The 26,306-nt window shown below is 49.4% G+C and carries 27 protein-coding genes; 17 read left to right on the top strand and 10 right to left on the bottom strand.

Annotated features, from left to right (window positions below; genetic code table 11):
* Positions 1–14 precede the first annotated feature (14 nt).
* The gene (locus IPK84_03250) at positions 15–209 is read right to left on the bottom strand and encodes a hypothetical protein (GenBank protein ID QQS15361.1); all 195 of its coding nucleotides are present in this window, start codon (positions 207–209) and stop codon (positions 15–17) included.
* Positions 210–301: 92 nt separating this feature from the next.
* Positions 302–517 carry a hypothetical protein gene (locus tag IPK84_03245; GenBank protein ID QQS15360.1) on the bottom strand — a complete coding sequence of 72 codons (216 nt, stop codon included), beginning with the start codon at positions 515–517 and terminating at the stop codon, positions 302–304.
* Positions 518–912: 395 nt separating this feature from the next.
* Between IPK84_03245 and IPK84_03240 the strand changes: the two genes are divergently transcribed.
* Both IPK84_03240 and IPK84_03235 read left to right on the top strand, forming a co-directional pair.
* On the top strand, positions 913–2,049 hold the full coding sequence (locus tag IPK84_03240) for a hypothetical protein (GenBank protein ID QQS15359.1): 1,137 nt from the start codon (positions 913–915) through the stop codon (positions 2,047–2,049).
* Between the two features lie 53 nt (positions 2,050–2,102).
* Positions 2,103–5,141 carry a type II/IV secretion system protein gene (locus IPK84_03235; GenBank protein QQS15358.1) on the top strand — a complete coding sequence of 1,013 codons (3,039 nt, stop codon included), beginning with the start codon at positions 2,103–2,105 and terminating at the stop codon, positions 5,139–5,141.
* 674 nt (positions 5,142–5,815) lie between these two features.
* On the opposite strand, the gene IPK84_03230 is transcribed toward IPK84_03235, so the two are convergent.
* Together IPK84_03230 and IPK84_03225 are read right to left on the bottom strand one after the other, a co-directional pair.
* Positions 5,816–6,046 carry a hypothetical protein gene (locus tag IPK84_03230; protein ID QQS15357.1) on the bottom strand — a complete coding sequence of 77 codons (231 nt, stop codon included), beginning with the start codon at positions 6,044–6,046 and terminating at the stop codon, positions 5,816–5,818.
* Between the two features lie 23 nt (positions 6,047–6,069).
* Positions 6,070–6,621, bottom strand: coding sequence for a hypothetical protein (locus IPK84_03225; GenBank protein QQS15356.1), 552 nt, complete (start codon positions 6,619–6,621; stop codon positions 6,070–6,072).
* 401 nt (positions 6,622–7,022) lie between these two features.
* Here IPK84_03225 and ruvB point away from each other — a divergent pair, with 401 nt between their 5' ends.
* The 13 genes from ruvB to IPK84_03160 all read left to right on the top strand — a co-directional run bounded on the left by ruvB (position 7,023) and on the right by IPK84_03160 (position 20,534).
* Positions 7,023–8,036 carry a Holliday junction branch migration DNA helicase RuvB gene (gene ruvB / locus IPK84_03220; protein ID QQS15355.1) on the top strand — a complete coding sequence of 338 codons (1,014 nt, stop codon included), beginning with the start codon at positions 7,023–7,025 and terminating at the stop codon, positions 8,034–8,036.
* A gap of 94 nt (positions 8,037–8,130) precedes the next feature.
* On the top strand, positions 8,131–8,658 hold the full coding sequence (locus IPK84_03215) for a hypothetical protein (protein ID QQS15354.1): 528 nt from the start codon (positions 8,131–8,133) through the stop codon (positions 8,656–8,658).
* 104 nt (positions 8,659–8,762) lie between these two features.
* Entirely contained in the window at positions 8,763–9,011 is a 249-nt protein-coding gene (locus tag IPK84_03210; protein ID QQS15353.1) for a hypothetical protein, read from the top strand.
* A gap of 33 nt (positions 9,012–9,044) precedes the next feature.
* On the top strand, positions 9,045–9,674 hold the full coding sequence (locus tag IPK84_03205) for a PH domain-containing protein (GenBank protein ID QQS15352.1): 630 nt from the start codon (positions 9,045–9,047) through the stop codon (positions 9,672–9,674).
* Positions 9,675–9,793: 119 nt separating this feature from the next.
* Positions 9,794–10,306, top strand: a complete 513-nt coding sequence (locus IPK84_03200) for a hypothetical protein (GenBank protein QQS15351.1) — start codon at positions 9,794–9,796, stop codon at positions 10,304–10,306.
* Positions 10,307–10,409: 103 nt separating this feature from the next.
* On the top strand, positions 10,410–11,135 hold the full coding sequence (locus IPK84_03195; protein ID QQS15350.1) for a YebC/PmpR family DNA-binding transcriptional regulator: 726 nt from the start codon (positions 10,410–10,412) through the stop codon (positions 11,133–11,135).
* A 77-nt stretch (positions 11,136–11,212) separates the two neighbouring features.
* A complete protein-coding gene (ruvC, locus tag IPK84_03190; protein QQS15349.1) occupies positions 11,213–11,710 on the top strand; it encodes a crossover junction endodeoxyribonuclease RuvC in 498 nt (165 codons plus the stop codon).
* A gap of 44 nt (positions 11,711–11,754) precedes the next feature.
* Complete coding sequence (locus IPK84_03185) at positions 11,755–12,408, top strand: hypothetical protein (protein ID QQS15348.1); 654 nt, start codon at positions 11,755–11,757, stop codon at positions 12,406–12,408.
* Positions 12,409–12,419: 11 nt separating this feature from the next.
* On the top strand, positions 12,420–13,835 hold the full coding sequence (locus tag IPK84_03180; GenBank protein ID QQS15347.1) for a hypothetical protein: 1,416 nt from the start codon (positions 12,420–12,422) through the stop codon (positions 13,833–13,835).
* Between the two features lie 349 nt (positions 13,836–14,184).
* Positions 14,185–14,766, top strand: coding sequence for an ATP-grasp domain-containing protein (locus IPK84_03175; GenBank protein QQS15346.1), 582 nt, complete (start codon positions 14,185–14,187; stop codon positions 14,764–14,766).
* Positions 14,767–14,768: 2 nt separating this feature from the next.
* Complete coding sequence (locus IPK84_03170; protein ID QQS15345.1) at positions 14,769–15,695, top strand: hypothetical protein; 927 nt, start codon at positions 14,769–14,771, stop codon at positions 15,693–15,695.
* A 43-nt stretch (positions 15,696–15,738) separates the two neighbouring features.
* A complete protein-coding gene (locus IPK84_03165) occupies positions 15,739–17,598 on the top strand; it encodes a hypothetical protein (GenBank protein ID QQS15344.1) in 1,860 nt (619 codons plus the stop codon).
* An 86-nt stretch (positions 17,599–17,684) separates the two neighbouring features.
* A complete protein-coding gene (locus tag IPK84_03160; protein QQS15343.1) occupies positions 17,685–20,534 on the top strand; it encodes a PBP1A family penicillin-binding protein in 2,850 nt (949 codons plus the stop codon).
* Positions 20,535–20,738: 204 nt separating this feature from the next.
* On the opposite strand, the gene IPK84_03155 is transcribed toward IPK84_03160, so the two are convergent.
* Together IPK84_03155 and IPK84_03150 are read right to left on the bottom strand one after the other, a co-directional pair.
* The gene (locus tag IPK84_03155) at positions 20,739–21,038 is read right to left on the bottom strand and encodes a hypothetical protein (protein ID QQS15342.1); all 300 of its coding nucleotides are present in this window, start codon (positions 21,036–21,038) and stop codon (positions 20,739–20,741) included.
* 74 nt (positions 21,039–21,112) lie between these two features.
* A complete protein-coding gene (locus IPK84_03150; GenBank protein QQS15341.1) occupies positions 21,113–21,724 on the bottom strand; it encodes a DUF1003 domain-containing protein in 612 nt (203 codons plus the stop codon).
* A 134-nt stretch (positions 21,725–21,858) separates the two neighbouring features.
* Here IPK84_03150 and IPK84_03145 point away from each other — a divergent pair, with 134 nt between their 5' ends.
* Together IPK84_03145 and IPK84_03140 are read left to right on the top strand one after the other, a co-directional pair.
* Positions 21,859–22,125, top strand: coding sequence for a hypothetical protein (locus tag IPK84_03145; protein ID QQS15340.1), 267 nt, complete (start codon positions 21,859–21,861; stop codon positions 22,123–22,125).
* Entirely contained in the window at positions 22,106–22,717 is a 612-nt protein-coding gene (locus IPK84_03140; protein QQS15339.1) for a nucleotidyl transferase AbiEii/AbiGii toxin family protein, read from the top strand. Before IPK84_03145 ends, IPK84_03140 begins: the two co-directional genes overlap by 20 nt.
* Positions 22,718–22,908: 191 nt before the next feature.
* On the opposite strand, the gene IPK84_03135 is transcribed toward IPK84_03140, so the two are convergent.
* The 4 genes from IPK84_03135 to IPK84_03120 all read right to left on the bottom strand — a co-directional run bounded on the left by IPK84_03135 (position 22,909) and on the right by IPK84_03120 (position 25,758).
* The gene (locus IPK84_03135; protein ID QQS15338.1) at positions 22,909–23,274 is read right to left on the bottom strand and encodes a hypothetical protein; all 366 of its coding nucleotides are present in this window, start codon (positions 23,272–23,274) and stop codon (positions 22,909–22,911) included.
* 27 nt (positions 23,275–23,301) lie between these two features.
* On the bottom strand, positions 23,302–23,673 hold the full coding sequence (locus IPK84_03130) for a hypothetical protein (protein QQS15337.1): 372 nt from the start codon (positions 23,671–23,673) through the stop codon (positions 23,302–23,304).
* A 429-nt stretch (positions 23,674–24,102) separates the two neighbouring features.
* A complete protein-coding gene (locus IPK84_03125) occupies positions 24,103–24,279 on the bottom strand; it encodes a hypothetical protein (GenBank protein QQS15336.1) in 177 nt (58 codons plus the stop codon).
* A 201-nt stretch (positions 24,280–24,480) separates the two neighbouring features.
* Entirely contained in the window at positions 24,481–25,758 is a 1,278-nt protein-coding gene (locus IPK84_03120) for a hypothetical protein (protein QQS15335.1), read from the bottom strand.
* Positions 25,759–26,306 lie beyond the last annotated feature (548 nt).

Raw genomic sequence — 26,306 nt, 5'->3', positions numbered from 1 at the left:
ATAGACTGTCATTTCTAATTTATCAGGTTGCCTCCACTTCCTTCTCTTGCATCAAGCAATTCAATTAACTCACTCAACGAAACCGCTCTTCCTTTCGGCAACACTTCTTGGATTTGTTTCAAGCTATCCTGAAGAGGATCGTCGTCAAAATCCAGAGGATTCAAGTCATCCTCATACTCTACAATTCTTCTTGGAGAATGTTTTTTCACCTCACTGACTCCTTCTTGGTTTGTTGCAAAGTCGGAATACAACCCAACGCATCGCTTGCTGCTCAGGTATTTCACCTAAAAAGCACGGTCTTTTACTGCTGACGTGTGGGAGGATACACCACATGCATTCCTTCCACCCGCAAGAAGTCTTTATCATCGAAGGCGGAAGCTGGCACCTGATCTGCACGAGCAAACTGACAACCGCAATCCTCGCGCTCATCCAGATGATCAAGATTGCTTGGAGTAGCCGGGCACGACGGGCAGTGCCCATCGCAAAACAGATTCGAACAACAAACTTCTACCGTCATCTTCCCTCTCCTCATGTCCCCGAAAGGCGGCTGGGGTTCGCCGATTGTTGAAACGGCCATTTCCCTCTTTTGGACCAAAAGCCTGTGCGCATTCGCCCTCAAAAAGAGAGAAATATCGTCCCAACAACCGTTTGTTCAAATGGGAAAATTCCATTCGGAGTGTTCGTTTTTTATATCTTTTCAAAGAACATTCGCACTGTATCAGTTTGAATCACGTTTGTCAAGAATGACAGACAGGGAACTCTCCCGAGCTATTTGACCACTCCCGGCTTCTCTGGTAGGTTTGAGTATCTTGAAGCGTCTCTCACAAACCCATCAAGAACAAGTTCCGCGGTCTGCGAAATTCTTCGACGGGAACTCCGGATTTCTTTTTCATTCTCAGTCTCACACCGTATATGTCCCTCCCTCCCGAACTTCAGGTCAAAGAGCTCATTGAAAAGTCCGAGCATGTTCTCATCCTCATTCCCGAACATGCGGGTGGCGACGCGTTCGGAGCAGCATCCGGCATCGGCGCCTTTCTCGAAAATATCGGGAAGGAGGTTACTATTGCCGGGAGCGGCATCGCGGATATCGCACAGCCCTTCGGTTTCCTCAAGCCGCCGAAGAATATTCTTTCGTCCATATCCGGCGTGCGCGAATTTATTCTCTCCTTCAATACCGAACACAATGACATAGTATCCGTCCGCACCGAACGCGGCGATGGCGAATACAATATCTTCATCACGCCAGAGAAAGGCTCGATCGATCCGCGTGACTTCTCTTTTGTTCCCGCCAAATTCTCCTTCGACCTCGTCATCGCGGTCGGCACTCCGGACAAAGAATCCCTCGGGCAAATATTCGAAACCAATCCGGATATCTTCTACGAAGTTCCCGTGATCACCGTCGACCATCACGCCGAAAACGATCGCTTCGGGCAAATCAATATTATAGACATCACCGCATCATCAACAAGCGAAATAGCAACGGCGCTCCTTGAAAAAATAGACGGGAAATACTTCGACGTCCGCGTCGCGGGGCTCCTCCTCGCCGGTATCGTTATCGGCACCGAAAGTTTCCAGAAAAAGAATCTCTCGCCCGGCGCGCTTGGCGCCGCTTCAAGACTCATGGACAAGGGCGCCGACCAGCACGACATTATCTTCCGCCTCGTCAACACACAGCCGCTCTCCCTCTTGAAACTCTGGGGACGCGTCATGGCGGGACTCAAATGGAACGAGGAACGCCGGCTTATGTGGGCATTCGTCACGCCGGACGATATCGTCCAATCCCGGTCACGCCTTGAAGACCTCCCGCTTATTCTTGAAAAGATCCGCCACCACTCGTCTGTCGGGTCAACCTTCATGATTCTCTCTGCGGAATCGCCGTCAAAAACACGGGCACTCCTCAAGTGCCACACCAACACGCTTCTTTCCGAAATCGCAGAACATTTCCCCGAGTCCAAACTTCGCAACAACACCCTCGATATTTCGCTCCCGACCGCATCGCTCGAAGAGGCGGAAACTCTTATGCTGGAAACACTGCCGCCGACGCGATAATGAGAGGCATTCCGTGATATACTTGAGACACTTTTCTCTTCTGTCTCACGTTTATGGTCAAGGTGCTCCCTCGCAATGCTTCGACAGCAAACTTCCATTCCGAACGCGAACAACAAACCGCCAAGATTCTCACCACGCTGAAACGCTCTTCCGAAGAAGGCGAGGCAGCGGCGCTCGCTCATAGCGCGCGCCTTCCCTATGTCGACTTGCACATCTTCCCCATTGAAACAGAGCGCGTCGCGCTCATTCCCGAAGGAGATGCGACATCGCTCGGCATTTCTCTCTTTCAGAAAAGAGGCAAGGAAATCCGCATTGCCATTCTTGATCCGAACCGCCAAAAAGCGCTCGATTATATACGCGCACTCGAAGATCGCGAAGGACTCATCGCGAAGCTCTATGTCGCCTCACGACCTTCGCTCGAACATGCCTGGAATGCTTACAAAAAGCCGGTCTTTCTCGACTATCTCGATCATCTGAAAGTCAATCTTTCCGACAGCGACCTCGCGGCATTCGAGCAAGAATTCGGCAATCTCATTGCACTCAAGAACCGAATTTTAGAGATCCCCACGACACAGGTTCTCGAGACCATCATGGTCGGCGCGATCAAGCTCCGTTCGAGCGATATCCATCTCGAACCGGAAGAGCAAAACGAAATCCGGCTCCGCTACCGCATCGACGGAGTTCTTCAAGACATCGGGCGGTTCCCGGCCAGCATTTATCCTCTTCTCCTTTCGCGCGTCAAAATGCTCGGGAAAATGAAGCTGAATATCCGCGATAAATCTCAAGACGGTCATTTCTCGCTCAATCTCGACTCGAGGAAAATAGACATTCGCGTCTCGAGCATTCCAGGAAACTTCGGCGAGAGCCTCGTGATGCGACTCCTCGATCAAGAAACCGCTCTCCAAGATATTTCGACACTCGGACTCCGCGGACTCGCCTATGAGCAGGTCGAGCGCGCTTTTCAAAAACCGACCGGCATTGTCTTGAACACCGGCCCGACTGGAAGCGGAAAAACAACGACGCTCTACGCCATTCTCCGCAAACTCAATACTCCCGAGACGAAAATCATCACTATCGAAGATCCGATCGAATACGAAATTCCGAATATCACGCAGACACAGGTATCGAAGAGTCGAAACTACACCTTTGCCATGGGTCTTCGCTCCATCGTCCGCCAAGACCCGGATATCATCCTCGTCGGCGAAATTCGCGATGACGAAACCGCCAACATTGCCGTAAATGCCGGACTCACCGGACATCTCGTCCTCTCGACACTGCACACCAACAATGCCGCCGGCAGCGTCGCGCGTCTCGTTGAGATGGGCGTACGCCCCAACACCATTCCGAACGCCGTAAACGCTTTTATCGCTCAGCGGCTCGTCCGTATCCTCTGCTCGGAGTGCAAAGAATCATATGAGCCCGCCGAAGAGACCTCGAATTCTCTCAAAGAAATTCTCTCCCTGATTTCACCGAAAGCGAAGATAGACATACCCAAGGACATACAAAAACTCTGGCGGCCAAAGGGCTGCCTCCACTGCAACGGAACCGGATACAAAGGGCGGATCGGCATTTTTGAAGTCCTCACGCTCACCGATGTGATCACTGAAAAAATCGTCTCGCTCACGAGCGAAAACGACATCATGAAAGAGGCGCTCGAGGAAGGCATGGTCACTATGGCGCAAGATGGCATATTGAAAGCCGTGAGCGGCGACACATCACTCGATGAAGTCTGGCGCGTCACCGGACAAACCGAATTCCTCGAAGACCTCTACGACCAACTCATGTCACAAACACTCGCCCGAGCCTTCCCGGTCGGCGACACCATTCTCAAAGAGACACGAGAAAGCCTTGTTTCTTTCGACCGATTCGGAAAACTCATCGAAAACGCCGAGCAACGCGAAGCGCTCAAGTACGTATTCGCCGGAGCCCTCTTGACCGGCGCCAACGACATCCACATCGAACCGCAGGAGAATTCCGTCGACATTCGTTTTCGTATCGACGGCGTCCTCCAGACGGTTGCGACACTCCCGATGAACGAATACCCGTCTATTTTGGGAGATATCAAACTCCTCTCCGGACTCAAGACCGAAGAACGCGCCGGCGTGCGCGACAGCCGCTTCATGGTCAAGACCGAATCACCGCTTGCCGGAACAAGTGAGCAGAAGTTCGACATCCGCGTCTCCATCATCCTGGGAGGCTTTGGCGAGACCGTCGTAATGCGACTCTTGAACCGCGGCGCCGTCGCGCTCGACATCAAAACAATCGGCGTCCGCGAGCAGACGCTCCATCATCTTTTGGACGGCATGAAGAAACCGACCGGCATCATTTTGAACACCGGTCCCACCGGAAGTGGCAAGACGACGACACTGTACAGTCTTATTGATTTTGTCAAAACGCCGGAGACAAAAATCATCACCGTCGAAGATCCGATCGAATACCAGCTCTCCGGAATACTGCAGACACAGGTGAACGAAGAAGGCGGATACACGTTCTCATCCGCACTCCGCTCACTTCTCCGGCAGAATCCCAACATCGTCATGATCGGCGAAATCCGCGACGACGAAACTGCGGAAATCGCCTTCCAGGCGGCACTCACGGGCCATCTCGTCATCGCCACCCTCCACACCAACAATGCCGCCGGAAGCATACCGCGCCTCATCTCGATGGGCGTTCGCCCTGACGATATCGTAAATGCGGGCGGCACTTACATGGCACAACGCCTCGTCCGCAAGCTCTGCACCTGCAAGAAGCGCGCACCACTCGACGGCGCACTTCGCGAGACCGTCGAAAAAGTATTGCGATTGTTCAATGAAAAGTCCGGCGTCGCCATTCCAGAAATCCCAAACGAGCAATGGATCGCCGGCGGATGCGAAAAGTGCAGCAACACCGGATACAAAAAACGACTCGTTTTAAGCGAGGTCCTCGAGATCAACAAGGACATCCAACACCTCATTATGAACGGCGCTCTCAATCTCGAACTCGAAGAAGCCGCCATACGAAACGGCATGATCACCATGCTCATGGACGGCGTCTTACGGGCCCTCGATGGCGAAACCTCCCTCGAAGAAGTCCTCCGCGTGGTGCATCTGTAAGCCACGTCAAAAGAACTCGAGAAAGTTAAAAGCCGGCGCACTGCGTCGGCTTTTTAAAAGTTCAGGCTAGTCCTTTTATTTGTGGCTATTTTTCCATAAACAACCCCTCTGGGGCACTCCGAATCGTTCGGTATTCCGGATTAAGATGCTCGTCAAAGACTAACATCGTTACCCGTATACCATTCGGAATTCCGAGCGCACAGATAGAGACTTTCTGAAAAGCTCGTTGACGACAAGACCAAAAATCACGAAAGCCAGTACCGCTAATGTCAGGAGAGAGCTTTAAATCTCCCCCAGCAGCGTATGGAAGACCTGTCGCAGTTACGTGAGTTAATCCTAGTAAAGAGTTCTCCGTGACGGAATCTCTCATGTCCTGATTCTGCCGGATCAGAGCAGTATTTGGAGAGATCAAACCGCCGCACGTTAGCTGCTGCGCCATATTGAGGGATGAACCCCGTGCAGAGGAAAAGATGGAGACCTGCAAGTGTCTCTCCTTGTGGGACAATAACTCTTGGACAGTTACAGGTATTCCAACAAGCACTATTCTCGATAAGGAATCGCACGCGATCCCCATCAACAACAGCCTCTCGTTCCATCAGATTTTCGCCATGAAACAATGTCCATGCTGGGATATTCTTAATCTCGCTCATTTTTCTACCTCCGGTTTTTGAAAGCTACTTTTTCATCATCTTCCGGCGACCCACGTACCCCTTGCGCACGTGTACGCCACGACCGTTATAACTTTTCTGCCTGCCGCCACCCTTCCCCTTGCGACCTGCCATGTTCTTCATGAAGAGAAAGCCCTTCTCTTGAGCGTACTCGTCTGATTTCCGTACAATTTCCCAAGCTCGAACGGACTCACTCATCTCCTGAGCACCTCCTAAAACCCAAAAAAGATCTGCCATCTTACTTTCCTCCGGATTTCTCGCTAGTAGCTGCTTGCCGAACAGATAATCAATTCGTTTGGAAGCGACCGAACAAATCGATACTGTGGTTCAAGACTTGGATATCGAAACGTTATAATCGTTCCACTCCCATCTCTTTTCGGAAAAGCAAGTACCGATCGATAAACAACCTGCACAAGCTGTTCCCCTTGAACAAACCTTTCCTCAGAAGAAGAAAAAGCGGTCACCGTCGTATCAAATGGTGCTCCATTCGATACCAACAATGCTGCAGATCCTTTTCTCGTCGAAATACCGCCTTTTATAAAAGGTGAATATGCATATGCGCGAGGGGCGACTTCCTGATCCAAACGGATTACCTTATTACTTACACCTCCTTGAGGAATAAGCCCAACAAAAACCAGAATATTGTAATGTCCCAACATTATCTCATGAGGAACACGGAAAGTGCAAAACCTCGGGTCATCCATCACTGTACATACGGTATCATCATCGCCAAACTTGGAAATGACTCCGAATGTTTTCAACAAAACCTGTCCTTGTAGCAATGTCCACACTGGAATTTCCTTACTATTCATCACACACCTCCGCCCCGCAGGGCTTGCAATTTAACTATTCAGCCACCCAACAATGCCACCATTTAGCCGAGGCACAAAAACATCCCCGCCAGCCTGTAGACAAGTCCTCGAAGATATTTCCCCGAGGGAAGGAGCGGTGTCGAGGAATGGAAGAGCCGAAACCCTTCCACCCGATCTTGGCAAAAGCTCCCAGATTGAGGACAAAAGATAGAAGTCCCCAATTGTCTACAGACGGGCAGGGATGAATACTGAGCCACTGACAAACAGCGCACAACTGACAACTCCTGACAGCCCCTTATGGGCGTTTTCAATTGTCAATGAGCAAAAACAGCGCGACTGGAAATGGTAGCATAGCTTTTATTTTCTGTCAACCGGGGGTATACTGGCGTGAAACACACGCTATGACCCTCATTTCATCGACCGCTACGTCCGACGATCCCGCCCTCGACACAACGCTTCGCCCGCAAGGGTTCGGCGAGTACATCGGGCAAGAGAAGATCAAACGAAACCTCGGCATCTTCATCGAGGCGGCACGCAAGCGCGGCGACCCTGTCGAGCACGTACTCTTCTACGGTCCGGCAGGCCTCGGCAAAACGACACTCTCTCATATCATAGCCAAGGAGATGGGTGTCGGCATAAAAGTGACGAGCGGCCCCGCTATCGAACGCGTCGGCGACTTGGGCTCTATCCTCACCAATCTTGAGAACGGCGACGTGCTCTTCATCGACGAAATCCATCGCCTCAACAAGCTCATCGAAGAAGTGCTCTACCCGGCAATGGAAGACTACAAGCTCGACATCATTATCGGCAAAGGCCCATCGGCGCGCACCATCCAACTCGATCTTCCCAAATTCACCCTGATCGGCGCTACAACCCGACTCGGGTCCATTTCCAATCCGCTTCGAAACCGATTCGGATCCGTGCATCGTCTCGAATTTTATACCGAAGAAGAAATCGCCCGCATACTCACGCGCTCGAGCCGCATACTCAATATCGGCATCGACCCCGCCGGCGCTCGACGCATCGCCCAAGCGAGCCGGCGCACGCCGCGCGTCGCCAACCGCCTCCTGAAGCGCGTCCGCGACTACGCGCAAACGCGAGACGTCGAAATCATCACTCGTGACACCGCGCACGAAGCGCTCACCCTTCTTGAGATAGACCACCTCGGACTCGAACCGACCGACCGGCACATTCTCTCCACCATGATCGATAAATTCTCGGGCGGCCCCGTCGGCGTCCAAACCATTGCCGCCGCAACCAGCGAAGAACGCGAAACCATCGAAGATGTCTATGAACCGTTCTTGATCCAACTCGGACTCCTCGCCCGCACCCCGAGAGGCCGCATCGTCACCCCGGAGGCATATTCCCATCTCGGGGCAACTCCCCCTGAAGGACATGAAAACAAACTTTTTTAAGAAATTTCTACAGAATCATTGCCATATTTCCTTTTTTGGTTTACTGTTGTAAACTATCCACAGTAACGCGTTGTTTTACTCTAGGAAAAGGGCTATGAGTACGGAAACTATATATACAATTGTTGCATCAGTCATAACGTCATTCCTGACTTCACTTGCGTTTGTTACGTACAAATTCGGTCGGTACGCAGAAAAAATAGACCAGCTAGAAAAATGTAGCCTTAATGGAAGATTGTCCAAATTGGAGGGTCAGTTTGAAACCAGTCAAAATGCCTTCTTCCAAAGGAAGAGTCCTATATCGCTTACTGATAAAGGGTTAGAAGCTCTGGAAGAGAGCGGCGCTAAACAATTTGTTGACTCGAACATTGAAGAACTCTATCAGAAAATAGACAAGAAAAATCCTTCTACAGCATATGATGTTCAGGAACTCTCTAGAGCCATAGCGAGTGACCTGGAAAGCGATCCGCGAGTGAGCAAAATGAAAGATTTCGTATATGAACGCGGCATTGACTTTTCAACCATAGCGAGCGTAACCGGAATCTATTTGAGAGACGAGGTCCTTAAAAAGAAGAATTGGAGACAAGACGATATAGATAAATACGCTCCAAAAATTCCCTCTTAGCTTCAAAAAACTCGGATAGAGACTATCTTCGAACCAACTTCCACACCGGTAGGAAGTTGGTTTTTGTTTTCAGTAAATATGGTTATTCGTGGTATAATGCGACCATGAAACTCCTTGTCGGACCATTCTACGCACTCTTCATGCTCGGCATACTCTTTGCGAGTTTTTTCATCGTGTTTCACCTCGCAAATTACTCCGTCAATCGCCGCATTTCTCAACTCACCATTCTCATCTTTTGCGCCGGCACTGCGATACTACTGTTCGTCAATGTGGCGCTTTTCCTCTCGACTCCATTCGATACGATACTTTCGATCTTCCCATCCCTTCCCGGTAATGCCGGTGGCTCGTTCTAGATAGTTCCTCAATCTTCCTCGCCCCTCTCTCCTATGATGACGCCCAACAAAGAACTTACTCGCACCTGCTCCTTTGAAGGTCAGGATCGTGACGAAGAAATTCTCTATGTGATTCACCGTCACTGGTTCAACATACTCGTGCAATTTATTCCCTTCGTACTCGGTCTCATAGCCGTTCTCGCGGTATTCGTTTTCTTTTTCTTCATTTATCCGGACGCATTCGCCGCTCTCGATCGACGATTCTTCGCCTTTGTCGAAAGCGTGCTCCTCATTTTCCTCTGGATCTTCGCCTTCCTCATCTGGATAGACTACTACCTCGATGTCTGGATCATCACCAATAAGCGAATCGTCAATATCGAACAAAAGGGGCTCTTCGTCCGATCCATGAGCGAGCTCTATCTCTTTCGCGTCCAAGATACAACCAGCGAAGTAAAGGGGTTCTTCCCATCAATGCTCAACTACGGCGACGTCTTCATTCAGTCAGCCGGCGAACAAGAACGATTCCAGTTTCACAAAATCCCTGATCCCTACGCCGTCAAAGACACCATCATGGACATGGCGCGCGACACGCATCAGGAAGAAATCGAGTTTATGGAGGAAAACTTCCAGCACCGAGGAGCCAAGAAAAATCCGCCTGAGAAGAATAACAAGAGCAACGCTTGATCGTAAGATTCCTCAATCTCATTCAGAATGGCGAGGTACAGGCGGCGTATTTTCCGATTACTCCGCAAAGGCGGCAGGAACCCCATGATTCCCCAAGGAATCTGCCATGGCATGAATCTATGAAGAAGTACTATATTACAGGTGTAAGCGGAACAGGCAAGTCCACCCTTACGGAAACATTCAAGAAAAGAGGGCTTAATTCCGTAGACTTGGACAGTGGTTTTTGCAAATGGAGAAATATTGAAACCAGCGAAGAAGCTAACATAAAAGAAAAGGGTGTTCCGGGGTTTTACGATAAAAATGACTGGTACTGCGACCTGGAAAAGTTGACGGAGCTTCTCAAAGATCAGACAGGTCCACTCTTTGTTTTCGGAGCCTGCGCAAATCAAAATGATTTTCTCCACTATTTTGACAAACTTTTCCTGCTCAAGTGTAGTCCGGAAGTCTTTTCCAAGCGAATTGATTTACGCACAAATAACAATTACGGAAAATTGCCTTCGGAAAAAGAGAACGAGCTGCGATGGTTTGAAGAATTTAATGAAAGTGTCACAAAAAATGGCGCTATTGTTATCAATGCCGAAAACCCACCGGACCAAGTGGCAGAAGAGATCATTGCTCAAACAAAGATGTAAAGACTTCCTTCCCGTGTTCTTGAGAACCAGTGCCTGGTCCTTGAAAAAACCCCTCGGAGCGGGTACACTGTCGCCAGTAAACGGTTTTATTTGGAAAGGCGATATGTCAGGACACTCACACTGGGCGGGAATCAAACACCGAAAAGGCGTCAATGATGCGAAGCGCGCGAAAGTATTCACCAAACTCGCCCGCCCCATCACTATCGCGGCGCGCGAAGGTGGCGGCAACCCGGATACCAATTTCAAACTTCGTCTCGCTATCGACAAGGCACGCGAGTACAACATGCCGAAGGAAAACATAGATCGCGCTATACAACGGGGGGCCGGCAGCGATAAAGACGGCGTGCAAATAGATGAGCTTGTCTACGAAGCATTCGGTCCTGGCAATGTCGCCATCATCATCAAGGCATCGAGCGAGAATCGCAATCGAACCGTCAGCGAGATCAAAAGTATTCTCACCAAAAATGGAGGGAAGTTCGTCCCGACCGGATCAGTCTCATTTCTCTTTCAAGAAGTCGGAGAGATTGCCCTGGAAATCGACTCTCGCTCTTATGAAACCGCCGAACTCGCCGCCATAGAGGCCGGCGCCATCGATACGGAGTATGATATGAAAGAAGGCATTCTTTTTATTTACACCACTCCTTCCGATCTTCAATTAGTGCAAAATGCCCTTGCAAAAACCGGACTCATCGTGGCATCCTCATCAATTATCCACCGCCCAACGGAGCAGATATCACTTTCCGAAGCCGACCGATCTAGCTATGAATTACTCCTCGAGAGACTCAATGATCACGATGATGTGGATACCGTGTATGACAATGCGCAATAACCAACAGTCAACAACCGCGAGATACGCATCGACTTATTCCGTTACTTGTTATCAGCTGCCCGTGAAGACCTACTTTCATGAGAATACTCGGTATTGACCCTGGAACAGCGACTGTCGGATGGGGAGTCCTCGAAGTCAATGGGAACACTATGACTGCCATCGCCTACGGACATATTTCCACCAGCCCCGCACTTCCACTCTCCGAACGTATTGCCGAAATCTCCCGAGACCTCCGGGAAATCGCCAAGCGATACACTCCTTCCGAAGCTTCCGTAGAGAAGATATTTTTCTTTAAGAATCAGAAAACAGTAATCGCCGTGAGTCAAGCCCGCGGAGCCATACTCTTGACGCTTCAGACTCTGGGCATTAGGCTGTCTGAGTATACGCCGCTCCAGGTAAAGCAGTCGCTCACCGGATACGGACGTGCCGAAAAAAAACAGATGCAAATCATGATCAAGAGCATCTTGAAACTCTCTGAAATACCCAAACCCGATGACGTCGCCGACGCCCTTGCCCTTGCCCTTTGCCATGCCAACAGCCGGACATACCAAAACATGCTCAAACAAAACATATAGAAGATAGGTATCGATGAAACATTTGAAATTTGATTTTCCATCCTATGTCTCTTCATCCGCTCTTTCTTAATTTTGTCGATCAGGGCGTGCCCATCGACACGATCCGGTACATCCTCATGTTTCCGCTCGTTGTCACGCTCGTCGCTTTTTTTCGGCAAGTGATCGGCATCAAGGCATTTGGCATCTACACGCCATCGATTGTTACATTCGCTTTTCTTGCCTTTGATCCGGGAGGTCTCAAATATGGCATCGCCATCTTTGTAAGCATCATTCTCATCGGCATGCTCTCGCGACTCGTTCTCCGCCGACTCCGCCTTCTCTATCTTCCGCGCGTTGCCATCACGCTTACCATTGTCGCGATCGTCATTTTGGGCATACTCGTCGCCGGTGGATACCTCCACCGAACCGGACTCGCTTCGGTTTCCATTTTCCCGCTCCTTATCATGATCACCTTAGTTGAGAAATTTGTCGCCACGCAAATCGAGAAGGGAGACAAAACCGCGCTTGTTCTGGCGACAGAGACACTCTTTATCTCGCTCGTCGGGTATTTCCTCGCGCGCTCTCAAGCACTCGCCAGCATCCTTCTCCTTTCACCGTGGATCGTTCTTCTCACGATTCCCGTAAATATATTCCTCGGTCGCTGGAGAGGATTGCGCCTTTCGGAATACCTGCGTTTCTCGAAATTGTTGAAATCGTAGCACTGTCGTCTATGTTTCATGTTTTCGAAGCCTGGAAAAAGAGTCGCAATATTCTTGGAATGAATGCGCGAAACCTCGACTACCTGCGCCCGTACAATCGGCGCCGTTCGAAGCGCCTTGCCGATGACAAGATGGCCTGCAAACGCCTTCTGAAAAAAAACGAGCTTCCCGTCCCCGCCCTTCTTGCTCGCGTCAAGACCGCGCAAGATTTGGAAAGTTTCGACTGGTCTTTGCTCCCGGGAAGCTTCGCTCTCAAACCCAATCACGGTTTCGGTGGCGAAGGCATCTTGGTTGTATACGGGAAAAAGAAAGATGCGGAGCACACCTGGATCAAAGCCGACGGATCACTTGTCACGGTCGAAGATCTCAAAACACACATCAGGAATATTCTCGACGGCTCATTCTCGCTTGCCAATATTCCCGACTCCGCATTCTTCGAAGAGCGCCTCAAACTCCTCAAACTTTTCAAGCCCTACACATTCAAAGGCGTCCCCGATATCCGTATCGTCGTATACAACAAAGTGCCCGTCATGGCGATGCTCCGCCTTCCTACAAAAGAATCCGGCGGGCGCGCCAATCTCCAGCAGGGCGCGATCGGCGTCGGCATCGACCTTGCTTCCGGCACTACCACGACCGCTGTCTGGGGCAAGAATCGAATCATCGAAAACATTCCCGGCACCCGACTCGTCCTCTCCGGTATCCGCATCCCCTACTGGAAAGATATCCTCAAAATGGCCGTCGAGGCGCAGCAAGTCTCCGGGCTCGGCTTCTTGGGCGCCGACATCGCGATTGATCGCGATCGCGGTCCGGTCTTCCTCGAACTGAATGCCCGCCCGGGACTCTCCATCCAAGTAGCCAATCTCGACGGACTCAAAGGCCGTCTCGAACGCGTCGCCGGACTCGCCATAAAGACAGCTGAAAAAGGCATTCGCATGGGCATGGATCTCTTCGGCGGTGAAATCGAAGAAGAACTTGAAGAAATCTCCGGAAAGAAAATCATCGGCACAGTGGAAAAGGTGAAGCTCATCGGGAGAAACGGCAAGGAAATAGAAGTAGAAGCCAAAATCGATACCGGCGCCGACTCCACCTCCATCGACACCGAACTCGCGCGAGAGCTGGGATTTGGAGATGTGCTGGAGTTTTTCAGAACAATTCCCACTCCCAATACAGCAGACAGATCTGAGCTTCGAGCCCTCTCCGACGAATATGATAAGAAGTACAAAAGCGTACATCCGGACCTCGCTGGTATTACCTTTGTGTATGCTTCAAACGGATTCACCATGAGGCCGAAGATATCGCTTTCATTCATTCTTGATGGAATCGACGTCCCTTCAAAAGCAAGTGTTGTCGAAAGATCACATCTTGAATATCCTGCTATTATTGGAAGAAAGAGCTTGCGGAAATTCCTCATAGACGCCAGCAAATAAAAAATAAACTCAAATATTTATGCTGCTCCTCCTACTAGACAAAGAATCCCCAAGCACAAAATCGAGGGATTTCTTGACACATATTGAAAAGCAGTTAGAAAAGTTACATATTGACTACCAGATATCAAATTTCGAACAGACGGAATTCTTTATAGAACCAGGAAGTGTCAATGTTCTCATAGAAAACCTTCCCATTTCCACATGGTCAACCATTTATCCGCGAAAAGTTGGCCGACAAAAATGCGCCGCACACCTATTGGCACGGACATGCGAAAAGTCATCCATACGATTTCTGGATCCTTTTCATAAGCAAACCAAAGACGCTTCCGATTCGGCCAAAATAGTACAAATGCTTAACCTTGCGGAAGCTGAAGTCCCAATCCCGAGGACATACTTCTCGCCCTCATACACAGATGCGCATATCGAAAATGCTTCCAAATACCTTGGATTTCCCGTGGTCATAAAAGAATCGAACACTTCTCACGGATTAGGTGTTTTTCTTGCAAAGAACCGGGAGGATTTAAAAGATATTCTCCATAAAAGACAAGCACTACCGGAAAAAAGAATGTTATTTCTTCAAGAATTCATAGATAACACATTTGAGTACAGACTTCTTGTTTTAGGGAATACTGTCGCCGTTGCCGAGAAAAAAGTTCGAGACCGCGGACGAGAGTTTAGAAACAATGTGCACTTGGGCGCTACCGAAGAATTTATAGACCCAGCACATGTTGAACTCGTTGCAAAAGAAGCGGCTATTCTTGCGGCAAGGACAACCAATATAGAAGTTGCAGGAGTTGATGTCGTCATCAACAAAGAAGACTCTCCTATAATATTCGAGGTAAATAGCTGTCCGGAGTTCACACTTGATGAAGAAATCTCAAACGAAATTGAAAAACTTTCTGAATATCTCGCCCTATGCGAAAGAACATAGTCATGTATTTTCGAAAACGCCCTCTCTCCCGCGATCCATTTGAAACATTCGGAACAAAGAGATCTGTATACCATAAGTTTTTTCAGCAAGGAGTTCTACGTGGATTTAACATGTTCATTGCGAGCGGAGAAGAAAACCACAGGCACTCGCTACTGTTTAGAAACACTTTTGTATATAATTCTGACCATTTCGAACCTTACCAACGGGAAGTACGTGCTGACGCAATCTTCGATAGAAGTGGAGGATTGGGTTTCCCTCCGAAAGAAATCGGGAGCAAAGTGTTAAATTGCATTGAATTTAAACAGCTTTGTAATGACAAGAATGCCCAAAAAGAGATTCTGGGGAAATACATGCCGGAAAGCTTCTGCATTCGCACACAAGGAGATCTTTCCACTTGCATCAAGAAATGCAATAGAGATTCAAAGATTGTCCTCAAGCCAGCCCGAGGCATGCAAGGGAAAGGCATTCTTATCGACACGCCAAGCAAAATAGCGCAATTTCACATAGAAGACGGCAACGAATACACCCTTCAAGGGTTTGTCGACACCTCTCTCGGAATTCCAAAAATAGCCAAATCCCACCACGATCTCCGCATTGTTATTGTAGATGGAGAGGTTGTCCTGAGTCACGTAAGAGAGCCAAAACCCGGCTCACTCCTTGCCAACGTCGCGCAAGGCGGATCCATACGAGAAATTCCACTAGATGCCATTCCTCAATTTATACAAACAGCAACAGGGGAAATTCAATCCCTTCTCGATAAAAAATATGACTTCCCTCTCTATTCAATAGATTTCGGGATTCAAAATAAGACAACGCCCTTTGTTTTCGAACTAAACGATCAAATAGGTTTTCCAACAGAAGCTATGATTGGATCAGAACTGTTTATACAAAAAACTCTCGAATCTCTTGAAAAGCGAGCCAGTAAATAAATGCAGCCATCCAAAGCGCCCAATCGAAAAACAAAAATTTTCTATGAATTCATTGGAACTCCTCCCGAAGAATCAAGATGACAAAAGAGATCCACGGGGATTTTACCCGGAACGGCCGTCAGATCATCTCGAAGAAAAGATTCGGGCGCTTGCCGATTTTGATAGTGGCAGAGGAGAAAAGATCCAACTTTCTTTCGAAGAGCGCGAAGAAATAAAGAACATGGAAGACTTGCTCGGCGATATATTGGAAAGTATATCAGATATATCACCAAGATCTTCAACTTTTTATAGTGGATATCTTCTCACTGAAGCGGGTCGCAAAGACTTTGAGAAAATAACCGGTATTAGTCTAGAATCCACTGGAAACACACAAGAGTCAATACGAAGATTTCTCTATGAGGCCACACCGATCATCGCCCACCTCTCATCAAAAGAACGAATGGGTATTGCTGGACGATCTCAAGACTACAGCGACACAAATCTATTTACATCGCTCATTGACACTGCCGATCACAACGGAACCATCAGAATCAACAACGTACTCATGCCCGATCCCGTCAAGATTCACCTCGACACAGAAAAAAACGTCGAAAAAATTTTAAAACTGCGTCAATTCAAGGAAAAGATAAAGCGGCAGAAAGACTCCCTAAAAAAGTACCCCTCCTCGCCTAAGCAGGAAACTCTTCTCAATATTTTGCAGCTTTACCAATCAAGAGTCAATGAGATGATTGCGGAAAGCACCTCCTCGATTTTTGACATTGAACGTAAAGCGGAACTCCTTGGGCATGAAAACCTAACTGAAGCGGAAAAATCAGCACTTGAACTCATACGGAAACAGCCGGAAACAAACCTCTCGCGTTACGATAAGTTCATACATGGCGTAGTGCACGAAGAAACTTCATCGGGATGGAGACAACAAGTCGGGGAAGAACTTAGTCAATTTGCTTCGGAGATTGAAGAAGAATCCTACGAAGGAAAAATCCGTAAACGAGAAAATATCGTGAAAAAAAATCTCGACCCGGAAAAGATAGGGGACGAAACTGCTATCTCTGAAGAGAATTTGCGAGAACTCGCCGAGGAAACTCTTCGTTCCTACGACCTTTTAAGCAACCAACCGGCATCGGAATACGATCCGGACAGAATCGGTCCAGCTCCGGATAATAAGTGGCAATTTATTACTCGAAAAGAGATCACATCAATGTCAGTAAATGGAAAGAAAAAAATTATTCAGTGCGGAACCAGTAGAAAATCTGTTGTAGCTGCTATATCAATAGCACTTGCCCATGAAATAGAAGGTCATGTTCTTCAATACGAAAATAGATCGAAAATACCACTTCGACTTTTCAAAAAACTCGGGAGTGGACGGTCATTAGTTTTTGCCGAATGCGGAGCCATGAACAACCAAGACATTGTCTCCAAAGAAGCATTCGGCTTTAACTCTCCGCCGCATCCGCACTATATTCGCGCTATGCAGAAAAAAATTGACGGGGGAAATTACCTTGATTGCGTCAAAGAATTCTATGAGAGCGCCATGAAGATCCCTCGACAAGAAAAATCAGCTGGGACACTTTCCGATGAAGATTTCAAAAAAGAAATGCGGAAAAACCTTAGGCTATCCATTAATAGATCCCAGCGTCTCTTCAAAGATGGATCAGACCTTTCGTCACAGAAAGGATTTCTTGCCAAAAGCAAGGACACCGTATATCTCGAACAAGTAAGACTTTTTCGGGAGTTAAAAAAACATGGGTTGGAAAAATATGTTTTCATTGGTGGGGCAAACTTGAACGCCCTTACATTTCTTCTTCGAAGTGGATTCCTTAATCCTGAAGATATAAAAACTCCGAAATATTATTGCCTTAAGATATGGGAAAGAATGAAAGATCAATTCATTCTAGCTCCTTGAACCAACCGCTTCTCCGCGCTACAATGTGGGTAATCTGACGGACATGCGCACAGAGTCCGTTTGGGAATACGCTTTTCTTCAAACGAATGGAGCATCTGCAGAAGGTCATCCGAGAGGCGAGAGATGCCTGGCAACGGCTTCGGAGAGATCCGGATTCACTTCCCTCCCGGCTCGCCGATTCGGCAGTCGGACGCTGGTGCGCGCGCTTCTCCCGTCGCCGCTATATACCAACGTTTTCCCGCGGACCGCTTGGCACCGTCAATCTCCCACAGGACGCTATGAAGAAGTCTCTATCCCCTTCATCGCCCAAGAAAAAATCCGGCTTTTGGAAATGGGTGCTCCGAATATTCCTCGGATGTTTTCTGGCTGGCGTGATTTCCGTTATCGGCGTCTTCGCTTACTTCGCCAAAGACCTTCCGAGTCCCGGAAAAGTCAACGCGCGCTTTATTGCTGAATCGACCAAGATACTTGATCGCACCGGAGAGCATCTCCTCTATGAAGTGCACGGTGAAGAAAAGCGCACTATCATCCCATTCTCCGAAATGCCCGAAACGGTTCGCGCGGCAACGATCACGCTCGAAGATCAGGATTTCTATTCCCACCACGGCATCAAGTTCTCCTCCATCATGCGCGCCGTTTTCAAAGACTTCGTCGGCGGCGGTGCCCAGCAGGGCGGATCCACTATCACCCAGCAGTTTGTAAAGAATTCCCTTCTCACGCCGGAAAAAACATTCACGCGAAAAATCAAGGAAGCGATACTATCCGTCGAAATGGAGCAAAAATTTTCGAAAGACGAAATTCTCGCGATGTACTTAAATGAAATCCCCTATGGCTCAAACGCCTACGGACTCGAAGCGGCAGCGCAAACGTTCTTCGGCAAAAACGCGAAAGACCTGACACTCGACGAGTCCGCCCTCCTCGCTTCGCTCCCCAATGCGCCAACCTACTACTCTCCCTACGGATCACATCTCGAAGAGCTCAAAGCGCGCCAAGCCAAGGCACTCACCGCCATGGCAAGCCTTGGCTATATCACCGCCGACCAGGCGGATGAAGCAAAGGCGATTGATACACTCGAAAAACTCACCCCTCAGCACGAACAGATTTCAGCGCCGCACTTCGTCATGTACGTGAAAGAATACCTCGCCAAGCACTATGGCGATGACCAAATCGAGCAAGGTGGACTCAAAGTAATTACCACGCTCGACTGGGATAAACAGCAAGCTGCCGAACAAGCCGTCTCCGAAGGTGCCGAGAAAAACCTTCGCTACAATGCCGAGAATGCCTCGCTCGTCGCCATCGATCCCAAAACCGGACAGATCCTCGCCATGGTCGGATCGAAGAACTACTTCGATACCAAAATAGACGGGCAGGTCAATGTCGCCATCCGAGACCGCCAACCGGGATCATCCTTCAAACCCTATGTCTATCTCGATGCCTTTACCAAAGGCTATGTTCCCGAAACAGTTCTCTACGATGTGCCCACAAATTTCTCCACTGACGACGGCAAGTCCTATGAACCGCAAAACTATGACGGCACTTTTCATGGTCCCATTGCACTCATGAAGGCGCTCGGCGGCTCGCTCAACATTCCCGCTGTCAAAGTGCTCTATTTGGTTGGCGTGAAAGATGCCATCACACTCGCAAAAAATCTCGGCATCACGACACTCAATCAGCCAGATCGCTACGGACTTTCTCTTGTCTTGGGTGGCGGCGAAGTGAAGCTGCTCGACCATGTGAACGCCTACGCCACGCTGGCAACCGGAGGCATTAAGCACGAGAAAACCGCCATACTTCGCATCGAAAATTCCAAGGGCGAAGTACAAGAGGAATACCAAGATTCTCCCGGCGAACGCATCGTTGCCGAGAAGTTCGTTGCCATGCTCGACTCTGTGCTCTCCAACAATGACAACCGAGCCTGGGTCTTCGGCGCCAACAGCCCGCTTCGTTTTGACAATCGACCCGTTGTCGCCAAAACCGGCACCACGAATGAGTGGCGCGACGCCTGGACCATCGGCTATACTCCCTCTCTCGCTGTTGGCGTCTGGGCGGGAAACAACGACAACACCCCCATGAAACCCGGCTCCGACGGCTCCTATGTAGCCGCTCCCATCTGGCGAGCCTTTCTGGACAAGGCGCTCGAGAATACCGCCGTCGAAGAATTTCCGAAATACAATCCGGACGATGAGATCGTACCGCGCGACAATGACGGCGATCTCAAAGAAACCGAGTCCGACAACAGCACCGATACCGCTACAGAAAACGCCCCATCTGAAACAACAGAGACAACCGATCAAACAGATGATCCACTCGATCCGCATTTCCCCAAAATCACGAAGCCACTCCTCGGTGGATGGATTGAGAAGAAAGAAGGTGTAAAGGTTTGCGAGATACCAAAAAGCGACAATCTCTGCCTCGCAAGCGATGCCTGTCCGGAAAAGGAACAGTTCAAGCGCGATTTCATCAGTCCGCACGACATCCTCTTCTATGTCGACCGAAACGATCCTCGCGGTCCCATTCCCGACAAGCCCGATCGCGATCCGCAATACAAACTCTGGGATAAAGCTGCCGAAGAATGGTACGGCAAAGACAAGAAGGTCATATTCGAAAGCCCACCAACGGAGAAGTGCTCCGAGAAAGACTTTTCTTCAAAGTTCGGACCGAGCATTTCTCTCTCCGTCCCAAGCGAAACCTCAGATGCGTCGTTCTCCATTTCTGCCGAAGGCGATGCGCCCTATGGCGTCGACTCATTGGAAATATTCGTTGATGGAGACAAAGTAGACTCGAGTGGTAGCGACTCACTCTCCACTACCTACGCCATCCCCAATGGAAAGCGCGGCGACACCCTCTCCGTCGAAGCTCGCCTCAAAGACAATAACGGCAACGAAGTCAAAACCTCGAAAGACGTAAAGACCACCGCCCCATCGGAAACATCATAGCTTTTCTTCATTTGCAAAAAAAACGCCCCCTTCGATCCCGAAGGGGGTTTTGTAAATCAACGTTAAGCACCCTTTAATTTCATTGCCTCATGGTCCTACCTACTTTCCTTCCCATGTCTGTCCGGAGATCTTGAACAGGTGGAGATTCAACACTCTCCACCGCTTTCTTGCCAGAATAATAGACCAGCTCTTGAATCTCATGATTCATGCAATCAATTGTCCCAGGACGAGAGCCTCTCGCCGAACATCCAGCGGATTAACATGAGAAAGACCAGGCAAGAGCGTATCCAATTCGAAACACGAAACGAGCGCGTCCGAAACCGACGTCATAATCTTTTGCTCAAGCAATCGACCAACTTCCTCAGAAAGAATGTGGTCTCCCTCAGAAAATTGCTGACGCAAAGCGGCCAGCAACATCATCAAAAGCTCACCGCACACTATTTGCCGTTCCTCTTCCGGAACGATCTCCAAAGCTTTTTTCAAATCTACCTCGGAAATGCCCATGAGCAATACCTCCGCAAAGCCATTCTTAAAAAAAGAACTCCTTGTACATCAATCCTGCCGCGCACTCTAACATATTATTCTCTCCTCCGCAACCTTTCTATATCACGTACAAGCGACTGGAGCGCGCTTTCTATCTTTTCCAATTTCTCATCAGTCGAGCGTCGTTCGCGATCTTCTTCCGAGTCCTCTTTCTCGATATCATCGGAAATGTCTTCCACATCTTCTTGAATGTCATCGACGTCTTTCTGAATATCTTCGACATCGTCTCCGATTTCTTCCACCTCCTTCTGAATCCCTTCCACATCTTCGCCGATTTCTTCGACATCTTCTTGAATGTCTTCAATATCTTCGGAAATATCTTCGACATCTTCTTGAATGTCTTCAATATCCTCCCGAACCCCTTCGATATTTTCCGAGTGGCGATTCACGGTCATTTGAATAAAGATGGCAAGATAAATCGCCTCGAGCGACACGACCGTCGTGAGGAGGAGGAGAATGTGATCGAGAGAAACCCCAAAGAAAAAGAGTGAGAACGACCCGACAAAGAACGCCGAGTGTGCAAGAAGCGACGGCACCGAGCCGATCCACTTCGCCGCCCGGTCAGCCAATTGCTCAACCGCACTCGGCACATGCTCTGGCAAAACCGGTTTCGTCTCACGAGCATCGGATTGTGACTGCTGTGCCATACCTCAAAAGTCTACCCCGCCAAGCAGAAGAATGCAAAGAAAAACGCTGTACTTGTTCACATACGATGCGGCAACTAAGAAATTGTCCTCAATTTCTCTTTGCCGAAAGGCTGTTTTTTTGCTAGAATAAAGCTATGAGCCTCCAAAACTTCATTGCGAATCGCCCGTATTTTGTCTGGTGGACCGACGACCCGACTCACCTGTCCGACGAAGCTATTATCGAAGCAACACTCACCTCCGGAAACTGGGATGATGTCCAGGAAATGCTCCGGCTTGTCGGTATGGAATCCGCCGCACGAGTCTTCCGCGAACAAGTTTCCAGCCCTCGATCAAACTACTCCTCGAAGACCCGGCATTTCTTCACTCTCTACTTCGACACTCATGCACCCCGAAATCCTTGAAGCTACCCAGCGAAATATCCTACCATCACTCTCCGTTTTTTCTTCAAAATTCGGTTTGGTTGGAGGAACGGCAATTGCCTACATTATCGGACATCGGCGATCGATCGACTTCGATTTGTTTTCCATATCACCGTTCGACAACACTGCTATCACATCAAAACTTCGGTCATTCGCTCCCATCGAACGCGTTTTTGTGGACGAACTCGATCAGTATGAAGCGCTTGTTGGCGGTGTTCGGATTACATTTCTTCGTTATCCGTATGCGCTCGACTTTTCCGAATCGTTCGAGTCAACACTTCGCATGCCAAATCTCCAAACGCTCGGCGCCATGAAACTCTTCGCCCTGGGTCGCCGTGCCAAATGGAAAGACTACGTCGATCTTTACTTCATCTTGAGAGATCATTCCTCTCTCACCGATATCATGATAAAAACTCGGGAAATGTTTGGAAACGAATTCAACGAAAAAATCCTCCGCGAACAGCTTGCATATTTCGACGATATCGATTATTCCGAATCCGTTTCTTACCTCCCGGGTTTCGAAACACCAGACGAAACCGTGCGCGACTTCCTCGTAAAAGCAAGTATCGCTTAACGTGTCACATCCATATCATCATTCCCGCATTTTCAAAAAACTTTTCTCCGCCTCAGGCGGATTTTCTTATAATACCCTCCCGACTCTATACATCCGAAAATCATTCGTGAATTAAAATAAACAAAAAAGGTTCCGACCCGGAGTATCGGAACCTTGAACCATTAACCTCGCGACCCCGGCGCGAAAAAGAACTAACCTTGCCCCGACAACTCCCGAACATCTCTCGGGTCATCATCGAGGCAATCCTCCTCAGCCCAACACTGACGATGAATGTCAGTGATGGGACCGAAGATGGGACCATCTTCGGCGACCAGCACAGCAATCGCCGACCGCACATCCCAGTACGGTCGACACACTCTCGCCGCCGCCCACTCCCGAACCGTCGGCCCCTTCCCGAGGGAAGGTCGCCACCCCGTTACCGCAAAGGTGACAGCGCTCACAAAGGCATCCTGCTTCGCAAGCGACTCGTTCGAGTGTTTCCACCGAATGAATAGGGAGGCGATCCTTGCAACCTGCTCAAGGCTCCAGCCTCTCCCAGCTACCCGACATCTCTGCATGACGGCGGCGTTCATTGGGAGATCTCCTTAATCTCCACGCCGTTCGCTGTCAGGATGGCGGAGGCTACCGGCGTATCCCGATTCCGACCCCCGCAACTCATTCCATTGGCGACGCCTGACTTCCTCGAGACATGCTTGCCACTTCCTTGTGGACCATACCGGGGCATTTTCCTTCAGCCATTTCTCCACTTCCCTTAGTGGAATATGGACGAATTCCCTTTCAAGAACATGCCACCTGTCTTCTCCTAGCCTTATATGAATATCCTTTATTTTTATCCCTACCCTGAGAATGAATCCTGCCGTAACTTCGACAGATATTTCAACTCGCTTCGAGAATCCCCCGTTGTAATCGGAGTATCTGTATTCTTTACCACAAACAACTGTCAGTTTCTTATTCATGTCTTTCTCCTTTTTCAAGGATTGATTGAATCCCTCCACACCCATGGCGAGCGAGAAGAGAATGAAAGAAATTTGCCGCGGTGCAGCAGAAAAGTTTCTACCCATCCGGCATTTCTGCCGAATATTTCGTCACTAGCAACAAAAACACCTTACTTGATTTGCCGACGAATCGTAAAAACATTCTCTGCTGCACCACTGTTTTCTTTCTCTTCTCCTTCCCGAGAGAAAAACTACTGACTTTCCTAATGGTAAACTTTCAAAGAACTCTCCCGTCCCGCACGCTGTACTTATAGTGTGGGATATCTACCAACCCTCAAGCTTTTTCAAGTTGAAAATTGGATTGAGAGAGGGTTGACCATATTCGCGACAAGCACCCTCAAAACTTATCGCGAAGCGCGTGAAAATTCGAGCACGCGCGCCCGTTTTTTGTTAGTCCCGAATCCTCTCGGGACTAACGGTATACTGCCAATCCTTGGCAAGCGCTTCGACTTCCTGCCGAGAGTAATTCGGACGATATCCGTCCGGCTCGCAGACAGTGGAGCCCGTCAGAGCTCCACACATCCGCCGCCCGCAATACGGGCACTTCGGAAGATTTTCATTTTGCATTCCCCTCTCCTTTATCTATTTTTCGGAAAAATCACTCTACCGACCAGCAAGCGTTCTGCTTGCATTTCGGATAAAGCGGGGGAAGAGTTTTCAACCATGAATACCCCTCCCCTTTTGTAACCTTTTGGAGTGTTTGTTTACGGAGACACTCCGATCCGTAGCCAATTTTTTAAGAGGTTTGACTTCCTCTTTACTTTACTGCTACGCCGCCATCGCTTCCATGAACTGACGGATGGCGACTCGAGCGGCGGCAACCGCCCGCGAGTTCCCTGAATTCAACAGGGCAGTTGCCGGAGCGTACAACCGCCCCACATAGCCATGTTGCCGCGCGAAGCTTTCCGTTCCCTGCCGGCAGTTTCCGGCGGAGTACGAATGTTCGCGCGTTACAAGGATTTCAAGTTTTCCACTAGAGATCATTTTCTGAATTTCCTCAGAAACGCCCTCGACACGGAGCGCTTCCCGATGACGCCGAAGCGCCTCGAAAGCTCGCTTTATTACCTTGCTTTCTTGACGTTTCGGATCGTCGTAGTCACTTCTCCACCACGAGGTGGATTGATGATACGCAAACCCGCCAATGCGAACGAGAAGACTTGAGTCACGCCCCGCCGGATTTCCATCCTGCGAGGTTTGGATTTCAACGCATTCCTGCACCGAAATTCCGTGTCGCACCCTCCGCTCTGGGCGCGCGATCGCTCGCACACCCTCCACGGTTTCGACCCGAGATCCCTCCTGAATCTCACCACGAATCCACGCGGCGAAATTCTCGGAGCGACTCGGAGCAGAGCAGAGATTCCGGGAAAGCCAATTTCGAGCAGCGCGGTAGTGCCGCAACTCGCTGACGATACTGCCCTCAAGGCGAGGACTCTTCAGTGTCATCGCCCACACAGTTATTGCCGCTTTGTTGACTGGCAGCTTTCCAGCTGCCGCAACAGCCACAGCTGCCCAAGATGGCTGAAGCCCGTCGACCGAAGTCGACATGAGCACCCAGGCTTTTGCCCTGATCTTCATCATCCGACGCACGAGTGCGCCGGGTGAATGAACCCCAGCAGGAATCTGAGCAAGACAGCTATACGGAGAATTAACCCCGTTTCCGCCGTCAATGCCATCCCGGAAAAACCGATGGAACATAAACGCCGCTACCGGCCACTGGGTGGCCAGCTGGGCAGCACCCAGAATCCAGTTAATTTCGGCTTTTGCCAAGACAACCTTCTCCGGAGCATCCTGACGCCGCCATTCTGGTTTCGGTCCATAGTTGTATGGAAGGCAAACACCCCATCCAACATGTACTTTTACCTCCTCAGAGAGACGACTTATGGCCGTCTCAAGCCCATGCGCATGCGCGCGTGGAGAATAAAGGTGGTAGGTACTCGTCAGATCCCGCCAAGTCCCAGGAATCCCAATCCGGCTTACACCGGAAAGATACTCTTGAGCTTCTTGAGCAATTGAATCAGCAAAACGGGTCGCATTAGTAGTAGTCATGACATCTTCCTCGCCCGGGTCTAGTCGGGCTTCAAGTGTCCTCAGCGAAATGCCTTGGACCGAAACGCCATAACACATTCGTGTGTTCTGGCAGGAGTGTGTTTGCTTACTTTTCTTGCCCCTTTTTCCAAGGATGAAAATTTGCAAGGCAAACAAACACACTTCTGCCAGAACTTCTTACTACTCGATTTTTTTCAAAGAACTTCTTATCCGCCAACTGGCGGATGCCAAAGAACAAAAAAGCACTTCCGAAGAAATGCTTTTTGCAAGATTCGCTTGGGCGATAAAACATGACTAAAACCGCCCGAAGCAAAATCTTGCAAGAAATCTTCCTTTCGGTTCGTCATGTTTTATCGAATTGTTGAGGTACAAAACCAGTGCTCTTCTCTCAAAGAGATTCCCGCAAACCGAAGGTGGTTAATCTTCCATTTACGGTCGATCTCGCAAAGAGAGCGATCGAATCGTGGCGCCTTTCGAAGGAACGGTGGCGCACGGTTTTCTGACGTGCCTCGCTGGGCATATCCGATGGCGTTCTCTTTCGAGAACAC

Source organism: Candidatus Moraniibacteriota bacterium (assembly GCA_016699875.1).
Taxonomy (GTDB): Bacteria; Patescibacteriota; Minisyncoccia; order Moranbacterales; family UBA1568.
The sequence above is the reverse complement of the archived record's forward strand: the minus strand, read 5'-3'. Positions and strand labels throughout refer to the sequence as shown.